Origin of the sequence: Streptomyces sp. NPDC102274, assembly GCF_044766385.1 — a bacterium.
In the GTDB taxonomy this organism is placed as follows: domain Bacteria; phylum Actinomycetota; class Actinomycetes; order Streptomycetales; family Streptomycetaceae; genus Streptomyces.
The window spans coordinates 141,458-160,080 of sequence record NZ_JBIWLW010000008.1 but is presented as its reverse complement, the minus strand read 5'-3'; the positions used below and the strand labels follow the sequence as shown (position 1 = coordinate 160,080).

Below are 18,623 nucleotides of genomic sequence, written 5' to 3'. Positions count from 1 at the left end.
ACGAAGATCCGTGGCCCGCCGCGGGGTTCCGCGCCATCGACGACGTCAGCCGTACACCCCGAACTCGTAGAGCGAGTAGCCCCAAGCGGTGCCCCGTGCGGTCGCGTTGACCCGCACATAGCGGGCGTCCCCGGCGACGTCGTGATCATCGATCCCGCCGTCGCCGTCGGTGACGGTCCTCAGCGTGGCCCAGTCCTGACCGTTGTCGGAGGTCTGGAGGGTGTAGCCCTTGGCATACGCGGTTTCCCAGGCCAGCTGGACGTGCCGGAACGCCGTTTTGCGCCCCAGGTCCACCTGGATCCACTGCGGGTCGCTCCAGTCGCTGGCCCAGCGGGTGTCGAACGAGCCGTCGACCGCGTTGCCCGCGGGGCAGGGACAGCCGGTGCCGCTCGGCTGGGACGAGGATGCCGTGGCCGGCCTGCCCTGGGCGAGATTGGTCCCGTCGACCGGCGGCGGCACCACCTTGAAGGACTTCGTCTCGATGCCGACATTGCCCTTGCCGTCGGACGCCTTGACATAGACCTTCCACACTCCGAGCCGGCCGGGCGCGGTGACCTTGAAGGTGCCGTTGCCCGCGTCGGTAAACCGGACGTCCGTCAACTGGCCTGAATTGTCAAGGTATTTGCTGCCCAGCAGCAGCTGGTACGTGAGCGGGTCGCCGTCCGGGTCCGAGACCGACGTCCGTACCGTGAACTCCCGGCCGGCCGGGACCGAGGCTGCGCCGTCGACCGCCATCGAGGAGATCACCGGCGGAGTGTTGTCGGCGGAGGTGTCGCCGCCGTAGGCCCGCTTCACCGCGTAGTACGAGAGCCGCTTCTGGCCCGCGGGGAGCAGATTGAACCAGACGCCGCCGAAGTCGTACTCGGTGCCGTAGTGGAAGAGTGTCGCACCGAGCGCCACGCCCGGGTGACCGGTGACACAGCCCCACGCCTTGGTGTAACCGCTCGCCTTGGCGGTGTCGGCCGGCTCGTCGGGCACGTCGTTGGCGTCGTCGGGCACCTCCCACTCGCCGGCGGGACCGCCCTCGGTGACGATATAGGGCTTGGTGTAGCCGCCGTCCTCCCAGGTCTTGCGGATATTGCAGACATCGCCGTAGGAGTTCACCGCGTACAGATCGAGGTCGGGCGCGTTGCGTTTGTAGTACGGCCAGGCCCCGGTCCAGGCGTCCGTCGAGGTCACCGGATGGTTGGGGTCGACCGCGTGGATCTTCTTCGCGATCTCGTTGACGAAGGAGGTGTACGCGTCACGCTGCTGCTCCAGCGCGGTGCCGCTGTAGCAGTTCTGGAGTCCGAGGACGGACTCGTTGCCCACGTTCCACATCAGGACGCCGGGGTGCTCCTTGTAGGTGTCCACCCACCTGGGGAACTCCGCGAGCATGTTGTTCTTGTAGGTGGTGTCCGTCAGATAGTCGACACAGCCACCGCTGCCCGGACCACCGCCCGGCTGGAGCCAGAAGCCGGCGATGACCTTGACTCCGTTGGCCGCCGCCGCGTCGAACAGCGGTTTGCTGGTGGCGTCGGTGCCCCAGCTGCGTACGGTGTTGGCGCCCGTCGACTTCACGTCGGGCATGTACCGCGCGGCGTCCGCCATCGCGGGACCCCAGGTCAGGCCCTTGACCTGGTAGGGCGCTCCGTCGACGGTCAGCTGCCAGGAGCCCTGTGATCCGGTGACCTTGACGACGCTGGCCGCGGCGTGCGCGGCGGGGGCCGGGAGGGCCACCGCACAGGCGGCGAAGAGTCCGGCGACGGCGAGCGGGGCCAGGCGGCGGGGTCTGCCGGCCGGCCTGCGTACAGGGTGTAAGGCGGGTGGACGCATGGGGTGGTGTCTCCTCGGGTTGTGGGGGGCGCGGGTGCGGGTGCGGGCACAGGTACGTGCACGGGAGAGCGCTCTCCCCGGTGGGTGTGCGGCACCCACCGGGGAGAGCGCACCGGTCAGGGCAGTTCGTAGTCGGCGTCGAGCGCGGCGCCGGCCTCGGGGTGGGTCTGGTCATAGCCGCGGGCGTCACACTGGAGTGCGCCCACGACGCAGTGCTGGACCAGCGCGTTCAGCGTCGCGTCGTCCCACGCGTTGAAGAAGTCGTAGTGGAACGAGTGTCCCGTCCCACTGGCCAGCCTGACCCGCGACATATCACCGTTGACGGGCCAGGCCATCTTGAACTCGATCATCGGCAGAGCCACCGGATGCGAGGTCGGGCAGACGTCCTGGTTGGCGCCCTGCGCGACCGGATAGGCCATATGGCTCTGGTGGTTCGGGGTGTCCAGATACTTTCCGTCCCAGCAACTCGGCGCCTGGAAGCGGAGGTTGAGCTGAACGTCCTGGGCGGTCGGGCAGGACGCCGGGATTTCGGTGTTGTTGTACTGGTTCCCGCACTCCCAGCCCTCCACCCAGCCCGGGTGGTTGCGGAACTCATCGGCCGACTGCGTCGGGCTGCCGACGACGAAGCGCAGCCCCTTGGGGAACGGCCGCACCGTGCGGTAGTCGGTGACGCCCGACTTGTAGTAGATGACCTGAGGACCGACCGGCGCGACCGCCGCGTCCCCCTTGAACAGGGTCGGCATCCAGTACGCGGACCTGTCGCCCGGCGCCTTGCACGCCGTGCCGCCGCCGCTCAGCGAGGCCGTGGTGCTGTGGGCGTCGGTCGTCCTGTTGCCCATGAACGTGTGGTCGTGCGACTTGCCGGGCTGACCGGGGAACACGATCGGGTCGTCCGGCCTGGTGTGGGTGACCGAGCAGTTCGCCTGGAACTCGTGGAAGTAGCGGTGCGGGGGGATCTCGGTGGACGGTTCCACCCCGGTCACGGGCGGGTTCGCCGGTATGTATCCGTCCCCGTCGGGGTCGTCCCCCGACGGCACGGGGGCGGCGGGGGCCATCTTGTGCCCGGCGTGGGCGGCGGACGCCGCCTGCTGCGCCGCGGCCGGCCGGTCGGCGGCGCGCGGGGTGGTGGCGGTGGCGGTGTCCGGAATCGCGGAGAACCCGAACGCCACCAGAGCCAGTGCGGTGGCGACGAGTAACGCGGACATCAGGGCGGTGGTGCGGAATCTCTCGGCCATGCGGACCTCCATGCCGCTTGGAATCACTGCGGGAGAGCGCTCTCCAAGGCTTGTCAGTGTTACGCCGCCGCTGAGAGGGTGTCAATACTCTGTGAACGATCCCGGGCACGGCCCTTGTTGCCGCTCACGCGCCGGACACGGCACGATGCGTCAAGCCCGGAATGCGGAAGCTCCCGGGCGGCTTGACGATTGGTGAACGGCCGTGTTCAGCGGTGCGTATCGCTCCCCGGCGGGACGTACTGGCGAAGCACGGCACATCCGACGGATATCCAGGAGCGCACGCATGAGTGGTACAGCCCAGATCGGCGTCACGGGGCTCGCGGTGATGGGCCGCAACCTCGCCCGCAACTTCGCCCGCAACGGCTTCACCGTCGCCGTGCACAACCGCACCGTGTCGAAGACCCGCGCCCTGGTGGAAGAGTTCGGTGACGAGGGCGCCTTCGTCGCCGCCGAGTCAGCGGCGGAGTTCGTCGCGGCACTGGAGCGGCCGAGGCGTCTGGTCATCATGGTGAAGGCCGGCGAACCGACGGACGCCGTGATCGAGGAGTTCGCCCCGCTGCTGGAGGAGGGCGACGTCATCATCGACGGCGGGAACGCCCACTTCGCGGACACCCGGCGCCGGGAGCGGGAACTGCGCGAGCGCGGCATCCACTTCGTGGGCGTGGGCATCTCGGGCGGTGAGGAGGGTGCCCTGCACGGGCCGAGCATCATGCCGGGCGGATCCGCCGAGTCGTACGCGTCGCTCGGCCCGCTGCTGGAGCGGATCGCCGCGAAGGCCCCCGACGGCGCGCCCTGCGTGGCCCATATCGGCCCCGACGGCGCGGGCCACTTCGTGAAGATGGTGCACAACGGCATCGAGTACGCCGATATGCAGCTGATCGCCGAGGCGTACCACCTGCTGCGGTCCGTGGCGGGCTACTCCCCCGCGAAGATCGCGGAGACCTTCCGGTCCTGGAACACCGGTCGGCTCGACTCGTATCTGATCGAGATCACGGCCGAGGTGCTCGCCCATACCGATGAGGCGACCGGCAAGCCGTTCGTGGACATCGTGACCGACCAGGCCGAGCAGAAGGGCACCGGCCGCTGGACGGTGCAGATCGCCCTCGATCTGGGCGTTCCGGTCTCCGGCATCGCCGAGGCGGTCTTCGCCCGTTCGCTGTCCGGACACGCCGCGCTGCGCGAGGCGTCCCGCACGCTGTCCGGCCCGACGGCCGCTCCGCTCGGCGAGGCGGACGCGGCGCGCTTCGCCGACCAGGTCGAGCAGGCGTTGTACGCGTCGAAGATCGTGTCGTACACACAGGGCTTCCACCAGATCCAGGCCGGCAGCGAGGAGTACGGCTGGGACATCGACCTCGGTTCGGTGGCCGCGATCTGGCGGGCGGGCTGCATCATCCGCGCCGCGTTCCTCGACCGGATCCGCGGGGCGTTCGACACGCGGCCGGACCTGCCGAGCCTGCTGTCCGACAAGCAGTTCGCGGAGGAGATCGGCGCGGCGCAGGACGACTGGCGCGCGGTGGTCGCCGCGGCCGTGCACCAGGGTGTGCCGACGCCGGGGTTCGCGGCGGCGCTCGCGTACTACGACGCGCTGCGCGCCGAGCGGCTGCCCGCCGCGCTCACGCAGGGGCAGCGCGACTTCTTCGGCGCGCACACCTACCGGCGTACGGACCGCGAGGGCTCGTTCCACACGCTCTGGGGCGGTGACCGCTCCGAGGTCCCGGCCGGCTGAGGCTGAGGCCTGCCAGGGCGTGTTTCAGAAGTAGCGGCTTGGGGGGCGTGTCCTCAAGGTCGCGGCGAACCCAGTGGCCCGGGTGAGGGCTCCGGCTCCGGTACGGGGTCGGGGCCCGGCGGGTGCGGGATGGGTTCGGGTTCGGGAATGGGCGCGGGGCTCGGTGGCGAGGGGACGGGCTCCGGGGCGGGACCGGGCCCCGGCACCGGCGGGCCCGGCGGCGGGGTGGGCGGGCGCGGTACGGGACCGGGGAAGGGGCCTGGCTGTGTCAGACGCGGCCTGGTCATGCCGGACCTCCAGAAGTGCGGGAGTCGTGCGTTCCCAATGTCTCTCGGAGCGCCTGCCCACGCTCGCCGGATCCACGCGCGCCTCCGCGTATCCGATGCGTCGGACACGGGCGCGGGTCAGATGGCGACGGCGGCGGCAGCGGCAGCGTTGAGCCCCGGACGCGGGCTGGAGAACACCGGAATGTCACTCACGGCGCGCTCGGCCGCGTCGGCCATCGACGCCTGGGCGAGCACGATCACATCCGCTTCGGTGACGGCGTCGACGGCGGCGGCCACCGCGTCCAGATAGCCGTCACGGTCACCGGCCTCGAAGCGCTCCCACGCGCCCTCGACCAGTACGGTACGCACCTCGATGCGCCGCTCCCCCGCCTCCTGCCGGATCAGCGCCACCGTCGCTCCCAGGGTGCTGTCCAGCGCGGCGACCACCACGACCCGGTCGGCCGCCGCGGCGGCCACGGCCATCGGCCGGTCGACCCGCAGGACGGGCACGCCGAGTGCCGGGGCGGCCCGCTCCGCGACCTCGCCGATGGTCGAGCAGGTGCACAGAGCGGCGGTCGCCCCCTCGGCGACGGCTGCGGCGAGCACCGACTCGACATCGGCGGCGACGGCGTCCGGGCCCTCGGCCCTGGCCCGGATGAGCAGGGACTCGTCCACCAGATGACGCAGGACGAGTCCCGGGTGGTCGGCGTCCCGCAGGGCGTCGAAGACCGGAACGTGAACCGGTGAGGTGTGCAGCAGCGCCAGCATGATCGCGATGCTAGACGGCCTTCGGCGCCGTGTCGCGCGCGCTCACCAACGCCGCGGCGAAGCTTCCAGCTGCTCCTTCGCGGCCCTGACCGTCTCGGCCGGAGCTTCGGGCGCCTCGTCGGGATGGCGTCCCGCCCATGCGGCCGCGTACGGGCACAGAGGTACGACGGGCACGCCCTCGCGCGCCGCCATCGCGTAGAACTCCCGTACCAGCGTCCCGGCGATGCCCTTGCCCTCGTGTCCCTTCTCCACCACGGTATGCACCGCCACCAGCGCGGCGGGCGTGGCGGCCAGCGGGAAGTAGTCGATGACACCGACCGCCTCGCCGTCGTCGTATGCCTCGAAGCGGCCCTGCGGCCGGTTGTCACGAATGTCGAGATCTGCCATGGCGTGGAGTCTCCCTGGTCGGACCGGCGGAGGACGACGACGGGACCGGAGCCGGGCGCGACACCACGGATGTCCGTACCGATGCCCGGCCCTCGACGTCGCCCAACCGGGCTCCATCAACTGGGTGTCGAGGGCGCCGCGCACCGCTGTCCGCCGCACCTCGCGAAGTCCCCACAAGCCTACGCTCAGGTGATCGCCACCGGCAGCCCTCCCCCGCTCGTCCGCGATCTCGCGCATGCGCGGTACGAGGCGGTACGAGGCGGTACGAGGCAGTCGTCAAGCTCTCGCGGGGAGAGGCGGACAGGCAGGAGACGGCCGCGTCAGTCCTCTGCCGGGGTGGCGTCCGCGGCGTCGGCCCGCCGGTCGGCCGCCAGCGCCTCGGCACGCCTTCTGATGATCACGATCGCCGCCGCCGCCGTGGTCACGAAGGCGACCGGGACCATCCAGGGCTGGTCGAGACGGTGACAGGTGACGCGGTCGAGAGAGTAACGGCCCGCGCCCATGAGACCGATGGAGGCCGCGGTCCAGCCGAGGACGGCCGGGTATTCGAAGCCGCCCGACGTGGCGAAGAATCCGTTGGGGGCGTGTACCGAGGTGGCTGCCGCCATGCCGCCCGCCACCGCCGCCCCGGCCGCCGGGGTGGCCAGACCGAGTGCCAGCAGTGCGCCGCCGCCGGCCTCCACGAGCCCGGAGGCGATCACGCTTGGTCTGCCCGGCCGGAAGCCCATCGCCTCGAATGCCTGAGCCACCCCGTCGATGTCGCCGCCGCCGAACCAGCCGAACAGTTTCTGGGTGCCATGCGCGGCGATCACCGCGCCGGTGCCCAGTCGCAGGGCGAGCAGGCCGAGATCGCGTCGGCTGTGACAGGTCATGGCGGACTCCATGGGTGTGGGGGCGGCGCGCGAACGTACGACTCCACTCTCTGTGGCGCGGCGGGCCGGGGGGCGGCGTTGATGGGCCGTACGGGTGGGGACCGGACCACCCCACCCACTCCCGTCATTTTGACGATAACCAGTCCCTCGATATCGTCGCGTTGACGAAAAGAAGGGGGTCACCATCGAGTCCGACCGGCTGGTGGCCTTCGGCGACGGCATGGAGAGAGACGCCCTGGAGCTGACGTGGGGTCAGACGGTCCGGCTCGGCCGATCGGGCACCGCGCCGCGGCGGCTCGGCCGAGCCGCCCGGACGGACCGCCACGCCTCGTACCGGCCCGGGGGCAGAGGCCGTTACGCGCCTCCGCCCCCTCGCACCGTGACAGCCGTGAGCCGTGAGCCGTGATTATCGGCCGCAGCGCAGAGCGCGCACATCGACGGAGTCGCTCATGACCTTCATCCCCGCGTCGTTCGGGTGCAGATGGTCCCCGCTGTCGTACGCGGGCAGGATCTTCGAAGGCGCCGCCGGGTCCTTGACCGCCGCGTCGAAGTCCACGAACCCGTCGAACGCGCCGCTCTCCCGGATGAAGGTGTTGACCTCCTGGCGGACCGCTTCGCCGCCCGCGCTCCACTCCCGCCAGCCCTCGTACGGCATGACGGTCGCGCCCACCACACAGGCACCGGCCGCATGCGTCCGGGCGATGATCTCCCGGTATCCGGCGATGACTTGGGCGGCCGTGGGGGCCGGGGTCGCCTTGATGTCATTGACGCCTTCGAGCAGGATCACCGTGCGCAGACCGCGCTGCGACAGGACGTCCCGGTCGAGCCGCTTCAGCGCGCTCTCGCCCGCGCCGTCGGAGAGGACCTTGTTGCCCGAGATCCCCTCGTTGGCCACGCCCTTGACGGAGGTGCGGCGATCGCTCTGGAGCCGCCCGGCGAGGAAGTCGGGCCAGCGGCGGTTGGCATCCGCGGTGGAGATGGCGCCGTCGGTGATCGAGTCGCCGAGCGCGACGACGGCCCCGGTGCCGCGCGGGGCGTCGACCACGACCGCGTCGAGGTAGTAGCGGAAGCCGGTCTGCTGGGTGAAGGCCGTGGCGGTGTCCTCGGCCGCGCGGTCGCCGTCGGGCGCGATGTAGGAGGTCTGGAGCCCCATCCGGTGGCCGGTGGCGGTCCCGGCCGCGTCCTGTACGTACACGCTGATGGCCAGATCGGACTGCGGGCGTACGGTGCCGGGCAGCGGATCGCTGTATACGGACCCGCCGGGCGGGACCGTGACCGAGGCGGCGCCGCGGAAGGACAGCGCGCGGTTGCTGCCGGGCACCAGGGCCGCGCCCGAGGCCCGTACCCCCGCATAGGCGCGCCCGAAAGTGACCGGCTGCTCGCCGAAGGCGTTCGACAGCCGGATCCGCAGCGCGCTGCCGCCCGCGCTGGTGTGGACGACGACCCGGTGGGTGCGCGCGGGCACGGCGGCATCGAGCCGGTCCGCGCTCGCCGCCCAGGTGACGACGGGGGTGGTGGCGGCGGAGACGGCCGCCGGTGCGGCGGCGGGGGCGGTCGGGACGGGAAGGGCGGAGGACGCGGTCGGGACCGCGAGGACCGAACAGAGAGCGAGAACGGCAACGGCGACCGTGCGCCGGACGCGTCGGGGGAACTCCGGTCTGTTCATTACGGGGTGATCCCTCTCGTAGCGGAAGTCGTGTCCATGTCATTCATGACACGGACAGAAAGCGCTTCCGGTTCGATGCCCGAACACATGCGGCTGATACCTGACCGCGTCACAATGGAAACGGCCGCTGAACGACGCCGTGGGTACGGATCACCGGATCGCCCGCGCTGGCGTCCGCCGGACGGAGGAGGTGCGTCGTGCCGACAACCAGCACCCGTGAGGCCGTACGGGACCTGCTCGACACCTATGGCCGGACCTACGCCGATGAGGCGGGTATCCATCTGCGGAACACCCCCAAGCCGCTCTACCAGTTGCTGGTGCTGTCCTGTCTGCTGAGCGCGCGGATCCGCAGTGAGACCGCCGTCTCGGCCTCCCGCGCGCTCTCTCACGCCGGGCTGCGCGACGCGCGCCATATGGCCGACGCCACCTGGCAGCAGCGTGTGGACGCGCTGGGCGAAGGGGGCTACCGCCGCTACGACGAGCGCACCGCGACACAGCTCGGCGTGGGTGCCGAGCTGCTGCTGGAGAAGTACGGCGGGGATCTGCGCCGGCTCCGCGAGACCGCGGGCGGAGACATCGCCACCCTGCGGTCGCTGCTCCGCGAGGTCCCCGGCCTCGGCCCCGTCGGTGTGGACATCTTTCTGCGCGAGGTCCAGGGGGTCTGGCCCGAAGTCGCCCCGTACCTGGACGCGAAGGCCCTCCAGGGAGCGCACAGGCGCGGGCTGCCGGACGAGCCCAAGGCGCTGGCGCGGCTGACCGGTGACACCGATCCGGCCCTCTTCGCGGCGGCGATGGTACGGGCCGCCCTGGAACGGAAGAAAGCAGGGCTGAGCCGGAAGGAACAGGGCTGAGCCGGTCGCGGTGACCGACGGTGCGCGGACCGCCGGCCAGTGGGGTGATCCGCGCCCGGCGGCCCGCCCGCCGTCGGACCGCCCGTCAGCCGTGCGGCGGTCTGTCGTCCTTCGGGGGCTCCGTGCCGATCTGCTCGTTGATCTTCTTCTGGACGGTGTCCACCTGGTCCTTGTACTTGTTGCCCGTCTTCCGGTCGAACGCGTCGCCCGCCTTCTCCACCCCTTGGCGCGCCTGATTCTCATGGCCCTTCAAGAGGCCCTTCAACTTGTCGAGCATCGACATGTTCTGCTCCTCGCTCGGAACGGTGGTCACGTCCACCTTCACCGCTACCGGTCGATCCCGCATCCGCAGCGGCCGGCAGCACCGCGGTCCGCGTCCGCCACGCCTCAGGGAGCGGCGTTGAGCAGGTCGAGCGCGCTGTGCTGGCGGGCGGCGTCCGCCCTGTCGAGCGGGCCGCTCCAGCGCAGCCCGTACTGGTCGAGCGGAGTACGGTCCCGGGCGTACGCGGTGTCGGCCTGCTTCCTCAGATACCCCGTGTAGGGATGGTCGGCGAGCGCGGCGTTGAGCTTGCCGAGCCCGCGTACGTGAGCGCCCTTGAACGACGGTCCGTCGGCCCCGCAGTCCCCGCCCTCGCAGGGATCGCGCAGGATGCCGTCCGCGGTGTGCAGCGACGGGGCGGTCGTCGCCGCGTCGGCCAGCTGCCGTGCGGTGGTGAGGAGTTGGCCGTCCTGGGTGGCACGGTGCAGCTCGGTGAGCGCGCCCAGCAGCACGCCCTGGTTGTACGACCACACGGTGCCGTTGTTGTTGCGGCAGGTGCCCAGATCGATACCGTCGTTCACCAGCCGCGAGCCATTGACCATCCCGGTCCCCTGGAACCAGGACCAGCCGGCGCGGGCCCGGCCCAGATAGGCCGTGTCGCCCGGGATCCGGTTGTGGAGCGCCGCGTTGAGCTGGATGTAGAGGGAGTTGGCGATGGCGTTCTTGTAGGTCCTGGCCGTACTCCACCACACACCGCCGCCGCAGGTGCCGTCCCAGTACGCGGCCATGTGGTCGGCGTCCGCGCGTGCGGTGTTCAGATAGCGGCTGTCGCCGGTCGCGTCGTACGCGGCGACCCAGGCCAGTCCCCACCATCCGGTGTCGTCGATGTAGTCGTTGCGGAACTGACCGTCCGCCGCGCCCAGTTGGCGGTCGTAGGTGTGGGCGATGGCGTACCGGTAGCTGGGCATGCCGGTGACCCGGATGTTGTCGATGACCGCGGTGAGGGCGTTGGCGGAGTTCCACCAGCCGGTGGTGTCGAACAGACCGGTTCCGTTGTTGTAGAACTGCATCTGCGCGGTGGCCGCGGCCGTACGCCGGTCGTACGCGTTCCAGGTCGTACGCGCCCACGGCGTGCACGCGATCTCCGTACGGTCGCCGGCCTTGCCGCAGGCGCGCAGGGCGCCGACGCCACGGTTGTTCCAGTCGTCCACGTTGTACATCAGGGTGCGCCAACCACGCTGTCCGGTGGGCACGGCGGTGGCACCGAGGCGGCTGCCGGAGCTCCAGGTGCGCCCGCCGTCGAAGGACCGGTCGAGCCAGACCTCGTCGCCCGGACCGCCGTTGTCGATCGAGGCCCAGCCCATCGCGTCGTGGTCGTCGAAGTGCAGGGAGATGGCCCGCGAGAAGACCGTGGTGGTGACGGGGGTGCGGACCGCCGGCGCGAGCGCGGGGTCGCGGGCGTCGCAGTACGCGTTGCAGATGGCGGCGGCGGGAGCGGCCGCGGGGGCGGCGGGCGTGGCCGCGACGGCTTGGGGCGTCACCGCCGCGAGCGTGCTCATCACCAGCGCGGTGACGGCCGGTGCCATCAGCTGACGCATCCGGGCTGACAACGTTCTCCACATGGGCCACTCCATGGTCGGGCGACGCGGGTGAGGGCGGACGATGGAGCGCGTTCCCGGAACGTACGACCGTGACGCGCTCACGTCAACGAGTGCGACCGGGTCAACGCGACCGGGTCAATGGGGATGGCCCCGGACTCCGGCCCCCGGACGCCCGCCGGACACGCTCCGCCGGTACGGCGTCGCCTCGTCGCCCTCCCTGTCCTCCCTGTCCACCCTGTCCACCCTGTCCACCCTGTCCACCCTGTCCACCCTGTCCACCCTGTCCACCCTGTCCACCCTGTCCACCCGGGGCAGGATCCGGTCCAGCCACCGGGGCAGCCACCAAGCGCTCGTGCCGAGCAGGGTCATCACCGCGGGGACCAGCAGCAGGCGGACGATCGTGGCGTCGATGAGAACGCTCACCGCCAGGCCGAGACCCAGCATCTTCACCACGATGTTGTCGCTCAGGATGAACGCGGCGAAGACGCTGACCATGATGAGCGCGGCGCAGCTGATCACCCGCGCCGTGATCTCCAGACCGAGCGCCACGCTCCCCCGGCTCTCATGGGTACGCAGCCATGACTCCTGGACCCGCGCGAGCAGGAACACCTCGTAGTCCATGCTCAGCCCGAAGACGATGGCGAACATCATCATCGGCACATAGCTCTCGATCGGCACGGCGCCCGAGATGCCCAACGAGGGCCCGCCCCAGCCCCATTGGAAGACGGCGACCACCACTCCGTACGACGCGGCGATCGACAGCAGATTGAGCACGGCGGCCTTGAGAGCCACCAGCAGGCCGCGGAACACGATCAGGATGATGACGAACGACAGGGCGACGACGACGCCGATGATGAGCGGGAGCCGGGCGGTGATGAGACCGAGGAAGTCCTCCATGGCGGCGGTCGCGCCCGTCACATACGTCTTCGCGCCGGTGCCCGACACGGCCCCCGGCAGGATGTCGTCCGTGAGGTGATGGAAGAGCCTGGTGGTCCCGGCCGACTGCGGCGAGCCGCTGGGGATCGCCGTACCGGTCAGCAACTGACCGTCGGGGGTGGGCCGGAGAGGGGTGATACCGGCCGCGTCCGGGACATCGGTGAGTGCCCTGCCGAGCCGGGACGCCAGCGCGGGGCGGTCGGCCGCCGGCACCGCGCTCTGGTCGACGACGAGGACGAACGGCCCGTTCGCGCCCGGTCCGAAGCCGGCCGAGATCAGGTCGTAGGCGCGTCGGTCGGTGAAGCTGGTGGGGTCGGCGCCGTCGTCGATGTGTCCGAGGCGGATGGAGAACAGCGGGATCGCGAGCACGCCCACCACCACGAGTCCAGCGAGCAGGAACCACCAGGGGCGGTGTTCCACCCGCAGCGCGTACCGGTGCCAGCCGTCGTGCGGCTCCCCGTCGGCCGGCTCCGTGCGCTTCGTCCGTTCCGCACGCTCCCGGCGCTCCTCGCGCTCCTCGCGCTCCCCGTGTTCCTCATGCTTCCCGTGTTCCTCAGGCTTCCCGCGCTCCTTGTGTTCCCTGTGTTCCGCAGGCTTCCCGCGCTTCACACCGTTCGGTGCCGGCGCCGGGTCGCCTTCCGCCACCGGCCGGCGGACCCAGTAGCGGTCGATGCGGCGCCCGGCGAGTCCGAGCAGCGCGGGCACCAGCGTGATGGCCCCGACGACGGCGGTGACGACCGTGACGGCGGCGGCGACGCCCAGCTTGCCGATGAAGCCGAGTTGCGACACATACAGCCCGGCGAGGGCGACGATGACGGTGCAGCCCGAGACGATGACGGCACGGCCGCTGGTGGAGACCGCCCGGCCGGCCGCCGTCACCGGGTCGGCCCCGTCCATGAGCCGCTGTCGGTGACGGGTGATCAGAAACAGCGCGTAGTCGATCCCGACGCCCAGACCGATCATGGTGGCCAGGGTGGGCGAGACGCTGGCGAAGGTGGTGGCCGCGGCGATCAGGCCCAGACAGCTCACCCCGACGACGACGCCGACCAGCGCGGTGACCAGCGGAATCCCGGCGCCGATGATACTGCCGAAGCCGATCAGCAGGACGATCACCGCCACCGCGAATCCGATGATCTCGCTGGTCAGATCGGCGGGCAGGGGCCGGGCCAGTTCACCGAGCAGCCCCCCGTACTCGACCTGCACACCGGCGGCACGGAGCGGCTCGACCGCCGCGTCGACCCCGCGGAGATAGGAGTGACCGAACGAGGTCGGGGTGGCGTCGAACTGGATGCCGATGTAGCCGGTCCTGCCGTCGGGGGTCAGTCCCCCGGTGGGCGGCGCGGAGTGCGCCGAGGGCAGCGGGCTCGTGGCGGACAGTACGTGCGGGAGCGTCCTGAGCGAGTCGACCGCCCGGTCGACCTGGCTCCGTACGCCGGTCAGCGGCTGCCGCGCGTCATACAGCACCACTTGGGCGCCGACGCCGCCCGCCCCCGGGACATGCCGGCCGAGCACCCGCGCCCCCTCGTCCGACTGCGTACCGGGGAGCGAGAAGTTGTCGGAGTAGGTGCCGCCGAACGCGGCATTGAGTCCGTGCAGCCCGCCGAGCGCGATGAGCCAGAGCACGATGACCGCGATGAAGTGCCGGGCGCACCACTCCCCCAGCCGCCGTAGCCGACCGGCCCTGACCTGACTTCCGGGGTCTTTCACTTCCGTACCGCTCTGCGAAGTCATGCGTCCCCCCAGCGGGCGTGAACATCAGCGAAACCTGGCAAATGCAGCCATTTTATACGTTCCATCAGAAATATTGGCGTTCACGCCTTTTGCCCGGCGTGCCCTGGTACCGCTCCGCCTCAACCGGCCTTTCCCGCAACCCTCTTGACGGGGGCACGTCGACCTGTATGGTCTAGTCCAAGTGGTCGAGACCTTTCCGGATGCAACGTCATTTCACCGTGTCCGCGAACGGAATCCACCGCCGCCCTTCGCGCCTCTTGGCCCCCACACTCGAGAGGCCGACCCGCTGTTTCCGGATTCCCCCACGAATCCGGTGACCGCGCGGGAAGACCTGATGTGAAGGAGTACGCATGCACACGAAAAGGAAGCTGGCCGCCGTACTCGGCGCCGTTGTCGCCCCGGTTCTCGCCGTGAGCCTTCCCGCGAGTTCCGCGAGCGCCCACGGATATATCTCCACTCCGCCGAGCCGGCAGGCGCAGTGCGCCGCGGGAACCGTCAGCTGCGGTGACATCACCTATGAGCCGCAGAGCGTGGAAGGGCCCAAGGGGCTCACCAGTTGCAGCGGCGGAAACTCCCGGTTCTCCGATCTCGACGACGACTCCAAGGGCTGGACCGTCACCCCCGTCGGCAGCAGCACATCATTCCAGTGGAAGCTGACCGCGCGTCATTCCACCAGCACCTGGCAGTACTTCGCGAGCGGGCAGAAGATAGCCGAGTTCAACGACAATGGCGCGCAGCCCGGCGCGACCGTGACCCATCAGGTGAACTTCGGCGGCCTGTCGGGGAAGCAGAAGGTACTGGCGGTGTGGAATATCGCCGACACCACGAACGCCTTCTACGCCTGCATCGATGTGAACGTCGGCGGCTGAGCGAAGCTCCCCACACGCCGGGCGAGCCCCTGACACCCCACTCGGGGCTCGCCCGTGACCGCCACCACCCCCCACCACATACGCATGGGCCGCCACGCGTTCGGCGGCCGATCCAGAGAGTGAGTCACTCATGCGTCAGCGCCTCATCGGACTGGTCACCGCGACGGCCGCGGCCGCCGCGTTCTCCCTGCTCTCCCTCGCGCCCTCCTCCGTGGCGCAGTCGGCCCAGACCCAGCGGGCGGCGGCCGATTTCGTCGTCAGCGAGGGCCAGTTCAACCAGATGTTCCCGAACCGGAATCCGTTCTACACGTACAGCGGTCTGACCGCCGCGCTGAGCGCCTATCCGGGCTTCGCCGGTACGGGAAGCGACACCGTACGGAAACAGGAAGCCGCGGCGTTCCTGGCCAATGTCAGCCACGAGACCGGCGGTCTGGTCCATATCGTGGAGCAGAACACCGCGAATTATCCACACTATTGCGACGCGTCGCAGCCCTACGGCTGTCCGGCCGGAAACGACAAGTACTACGGGCGCGGACCGATTCAGCTCAGCTGGAACTTCAACTACAAGAGCGCGGGTGACGCGCTCGGCATCGATCTGCTGAACAACCCGGATCTCGTGCAGAACGACTCGGCCGTGGCGTGGAAGACCGGTCTCTGGTACTGGAACACCCAGAGCGGTCCCGGAACCATGACGCCGCACAACGCGATGGTGAATGGCGCCGGATTCGGCGAGACCATTCGCAGCATCAACGGCAGTATCGAATGCAACGGTGGAAACCCCGGCCAGGTGCAGAGCCGGATCAACAACTACACGAAGTTCACCCAGATCCTCGGGGTGGGGACGGGCGCCAATCTCAGTTGCTGACGCAGACACCGGCACGTCCCGCCGAACGTACCGCGCGGGAGTGTCAAGGGCGGTGTCACCGGCTCATGGCCGGTGGCACCGCCGCCTGGCGTTCAGTTGACCTATCGTCAGGAGCAGTGCGACGCCGGGGAGTTCCGGACGGCGGGCTCAGCGCGTGGGCGAGCCGAGGGAATCCGTGCCCGGCAGCAGGACCGGACGTATCAGCAACTGGCCCACGGACGCGGCGAGCAGCCGCCCACCGGCCTCGTTGCCCCGCCCGGTGGCCTCGCGCAGCACCCCCGCGGCGGCATCGGCGAGGCCGCTGAGCGCCACCCTCCGCAGCCCTCCGGCCTTGTCCTGGGACATGGTCAACAGCAGGTCGTAGCCGAGTGCGTTGGCGGCGTCGCTGACGTCGATCGCGAACCGGCCGTCCACGGAGTCCGGGAGCCCGGCCGCGCGGGGCAGCGCCAGGGCCGGCACCTGCGTACGGCTGCTGCGCAGCGTCCGCGCGCTGGCCCGGGGGTGGTAGCCGAGGGCGTCCACGGCCTCCCGCACCCGTCGTCGCGTCTTCTCGGAGATGGTGCGGGAGCCATTGAAGACGTACGAGACGGTGCCAGGGCGTGTCTGATAAATAGCCAGGCGGGATTTGTCAGACACGGCCCAGGCGCGACCCCGGCCCGCCGGGCGACGTCCCTGATGGTAGCCATCCTCGCCCCCTTCGACGGTGTGGGTACGACTCCGGGGAGAATCCGGTGAACGTGCGGAAGCCGCTGTTCACCATGGCATCGAACACCCCTGTGGCGCCCGGGAACACAGGGCGTCGGGCCGCACCGGGCGTGCGTGCGGCGGGGCATCCGTCCGGCGTGGCGGCGACCCGGGAAGATGAACCTACGAGCGGATCGTGACAACCCAGATGGAGGAGTGCGCAGATGGCACACGAACGAGCGGGACAGCAGGCGCGGCCGGAGGATCTGATCGATGTCGCCCGGCTGGTGACCGCGTACTACGCGCTGCATCCGGACCCGGAGGAACCGGGCCAGCGCGTGGCGTTCGGGACCTCCGGGCACCGCGGGTCGTCGCTGGCCACCGCGTTCAACGAGGACCACATCGCGGCGACCAGCCAGGCGATCTGTGAGTACCGGACCCGGCAGGGCACCAACGGGCCGCTCTTCCTCGGCGCCGACACCCACGCGCTCTCCGAGCCCGCCCGGGTGACCGCCGTCGAGGTGTTCGCCGCGAACGACGTGACCGTGCTGATCGACTCCGCCGACGGCTACACCCCCACGCCCGCCGTGTCGCACGCCGTGCTCACCCACAACCGCGGCCGCTCCTCGGGCCTGGCGGACGGTGTGGTCGTCACCCCATCCCACAACCCGCCCGCCGACGGCGGGTTCAAGTACAACCCGCCCAACGGCGGCCCGGCCGGCTCCGACGCGACCAACTGGATCCAGGACCGGGCCAACGAGATCATCGCGGGCGGTCTGAAGGACGTACGGCGGCTGCCCTACGCCCGCGCGCTGGCCGCGCCGACCACCGGGCGCCACGACTTCCTCGGCACGTATGTGGCGGATCTGCCGGCCGTACTCGATCTGGACGCGGTGCGCGGCGCGGGCGTACGCATCGGCGCGGACCCGCTGGGCGGCGCGTCGGTGGCGTACTGGGGCCGGATCGCCGAGGAGCACCGGCTCGATCTGACGGTGGTCAATCCGCTGACCGACCCCACCTGGCGGTTCATGACGCTGGACTGGGACGGCAAGATCCGGATGGACTGCTCGTCGCCGTACGCCATGGCCTCACTGATCGGCCGGCGCGACGAGTACCAGATCGCCACCGGCAACGACGCCGACGCCGACCGGCACGGCATCGTCACCCCGGACGCCGGGCTGATGAACCCCAATCACTATCTCGCCGCCGCCATCGCCTATCTCTACGCCCACCGTGAGCGGTGGCCCGCGGGGGCGGGCGTCGGCAAGACGCTGGTCTCGTCCGGGATGATCGACCGGGTCGCCGCCGACCTCGGCCGTCAACTGGTCGAAGTGCCCGTCGGCTTCAAATGGTTCGTGGACGGGCTGATCGGCGGGTCGCTCGGCTTCGGCGGCGAGGAGTCGGCCGGGGCGTCCTTCCTGCGCCGCGACGGCTCGGTGTGGACCACCGACAAGGACGGCATCATCCTGGCCCTCCTCGCCTCCGAGATCCTCGCGGTCACCGGCAGGACGCCCTCCGAGCACTACGCCGCGCTGACCGGCCGCTTCGGCGAGCCCGCCTACGCCCGGATCGACGCCCCGGCCACCCCGGCGGAGAAGGCCGTCCTGGCCCGGCTCTCGCCCGAGCAGGTCACGGCCGACACCCTCGCCGGGGAGCGGGTCACCGCGGTGCTCACCGAGGCACCGGGCAACGGCGCGCCCATCGGCGGTATCAAGGTGACCACGGAGAACGCCTGGTTCGCCGCGCGCCCCTCGGGCACCGAGGACGTCTACAAGATCTACGCCGAGTCCTTCCAGGGGCCCGATCACCTCGGCCGGGTGCAGGAGGAGGCCAGGAGCGTCGTCTCCGCGGCGCTGGGAGGCTGACGACGGCGGATCGGGGCCCGGTACGGACCGTACGTCCCCGGTACGCGCACCCGTACGCGCCGTACGCGTCCGTACGCGTCCGGAACGGGGCGGATCGGCGGCGGATCGAGGGCGGAGCGGGGGCCCCCCCCCCCCCCCCCCCCCCCGCCCGCCCCCCGCCGCCCCCCCCCCCCCCCCCCCCCCACCCCCCCCGCAGGGCGCGCGACGGGTGCGTATCGCGCGGGCAG

General features: G+C 70.7%; 15 protein-coding genes. 5 read left to right on the top strand and 10 right to left on the bottom strand.

The features are described 5' to 3' along the window. Window positions 1-45: 45 nt before the first annotated feature. Window positions 46-1,815 (bottom strand): discoidin domain-containing protein, encoded by a 1,770-nt coding sequence (locus ACIRQP_RS13740; RefSeq protein WP_403888240.1) that lies wholly within the window; start codon window positions 1,813-1,815, stop codon window positions 46-48. 116 nt (window positions 1,816-1,931) lie between these two features. Continuing rightward, complete coding sequence (locus tag ACIRQP_RS13735) at window positions 1,932-3,050, bottom strand: DUF1996 domain-containing protein (protein ID WP_403888237.1); 1,119 nt, start codon at window positions 3,048-3,050, stop codon at window positions 1,932-1,934. Window positions 3,051-3,333: 283 nt separating this feature from the next. Here ACIRQP_RS13735 and gndA point away from each other — a divergent pair, with 283 nt between their 5' ends. Beyond that, window positions 3,334-4,776, top strand: a complete 1,443-nt coding sequence (gene gndA / locus ACIRQP_RS13730; protein ID WP_403888234.1) for an NADP-dependent phosphogluconate dehydrogenase — start codon at window positions 3,334-3,336, stop codon at window positions 4,774-4,776. A 404-nt stretch (window positions 4,777-5,180) separates the two neighbouring features. On the opposite strand, the gene ACIRQP_RS13725 is transcribed toward gndA, so the two are convergent. The 4 genes from ACIRQP_RS13725 to ACIRQP_RS13710 form a co-directional block, all read right to left on the bottom strand. Beyond that, entirely contained in the window at window positions 5,181-5,810 is a 630-nt protein-coding gene (locus tag ACIRQP_RS13725) for an aspartate/glutamate racemase family protein (RefSeq protein ID WP_403888231.1), read from the bottom strand. A gap of 42 nt (window positions 5,811-5,852) precedes the next feature. Further along, window positions 5,853-6,197, bottom strand: a complete 345-nt coding sequence (locus tag ACIRQP_RS13720) for a GNAT family N-acetyltransferase (protein WP_403888228.1) — start codon at window positions 6,195-6,197, stop codon at window positions 5,853-5,855. A 320-nt stretch (window positions 6,198-6,517) separates the two neighbouring features. Continuing rightward, on the bottom strand, window positions 6,518-7,069 hold the full coding sequence (locus ACIRQP_RS13715; RefSeq protein WP_403888225.1) for a DoxX family protein: 552 nt from the start codon (window positions 7,067-7,069) through the stop codon (window positions 6,518-6,520). A 406-nt stretch (window positions 7,070-7,475) separates the two neighbouring features. Continuing rightward, on the bottom strand, window positions 7,476-8,735 hold the full coding sequence (locus ACIRQP_RS13710; protein ID WP_403888222.1) for an SGNH/GDSL hydrolase family protein: 1,260 nt from the start codon (window positions 8,733-8,735) through the stop codon (window positions 7,476-7,478). Between the two features lie 197 nt (window positions 8,736-8,932). Here ACIRQP_RS13710 and ACIRQP_RS13705 point away from each other — a divergent pair, with 197 nt between their 5' ends. Further along, a complete protein-coding gene (locus ACIRQP_RS13705) occupies window positions 8,933-9,586 on the top strand; it encodes an endonuclease (RefSeq protein ID WP_403888220.1) in 654 nt (217 codons plus the stop codon). 85 nt (window positions 9,587-9,671) lie between these two features. Here the strand turns inward: ACIRQP_RS13705 and ACIRQP_RS13700 are convergent, their stop codons facing one another. The 3 genes from ACIRQP_RS13700 to ACIRQP_RS13690 form a co-directional block, all read right to left on the bottom strand. Then, window positions 9,672-9,869 (bottom strand): antitoxin, encoded by a 198-nt coding sequence (locus ACIRQP_RS13700; RefSeq protein WP_403888592.1) that lies wholly within the window; start codon window positions 9,867-9,869, stop codon window positions 9,672-9,674. A 104-nt stretch (window positions 9,870-9,973) separates the two neighbouring features. Then, the gene (locus tag ACIRQP_RS13695) at window positions 9,974-11,404 is read right to left on the bottom strand and encodes a glycoside hydrolase family 76 protein (RefSeq protein ID WP_403888589.1); all 1,431 of its coding nucleotides are present in this window, start codon (window positions 11,402-11,404) and stop codon (window positions 9,974-9,976) included. A 177-nt stretch (window positions 11,405-11,581) separates the two neighbouring features. Further along, window positions 11,582-14,113, bottom strand: a complete 2,532-nt coding sequence (locus ACIRQP_RS13690) for an MMPL family transporter (RefSeq protein WP_403888217.1) — start codon at window positions 14,111-14,113, stop codon at window positions 11,582-11,584. Between the two features lie 350 nt (window positions 14,114-14,463). On the opposite strand from ACIRQP_RS13690, the gene ACIRQP_RS13685 reads away from it, so the two are divergent. Further along, a complete protein-coding gene (locus ACIRQP_RS13685) occupies window positions 14,464-14,982 on the top strand; it encodes a lytic polysaccharide monooxygenase auxiliary activity family 9 protein (RefSeq protein ID WP_129768454.1) in 519 nt (172 codons plus the stop codon). A gap of 130 nt (window positions 14,983-15,112) precedes the next feature. Next, window positions 15,113-15,847 (top strand): chitinase, encoded by a 735-nt coding sequence (locus ACIRQP_RS13680; protein ID WP_403888215.1) that lies wholly within the window; start codon window positions 15,113-15,115, stop codon window positions 15,845-15,847. 147 nt (window positions 15,848-15,994) lie between these two features. Here ACIRQP_RS13680 and ACIRQP_RS13675 read toward each other — a convergent pair whose 3' ends face one another. Beyond that, window positions 15,995-16,483, bottom strand: coding sequence for a LacI family DNA-binding transcriptional regulator (locus tag ACIRQP_RS13675; RefSeq protein WP_403888212.1), 489 nt, complete (start codon window positions 16,481-16,483; stop codon window positions 15,995-15,997). A gap of 272 nt (window positions 16,484-16,755) precedes the next feature. On the opposite strand from ACIRQP_RS13675, the gene pgm reads away from it, so the two are divergent. Continuing rightward, window positions 16,756-18,396, top strand: a complete 1,641-nt coding sequence (gene pgm, locus ACIRQP_RS13670; protein ID WP_403888209.1) for a phosphoglucomutase (alpha-D-glucose-1,6-bisphosphate-dependent) — start codon at window positions 16,756-16,758, stop codon at window positions 18,394-18,396. Window positions 18,397-18,623: the final 227 nt, after the last annotated feature.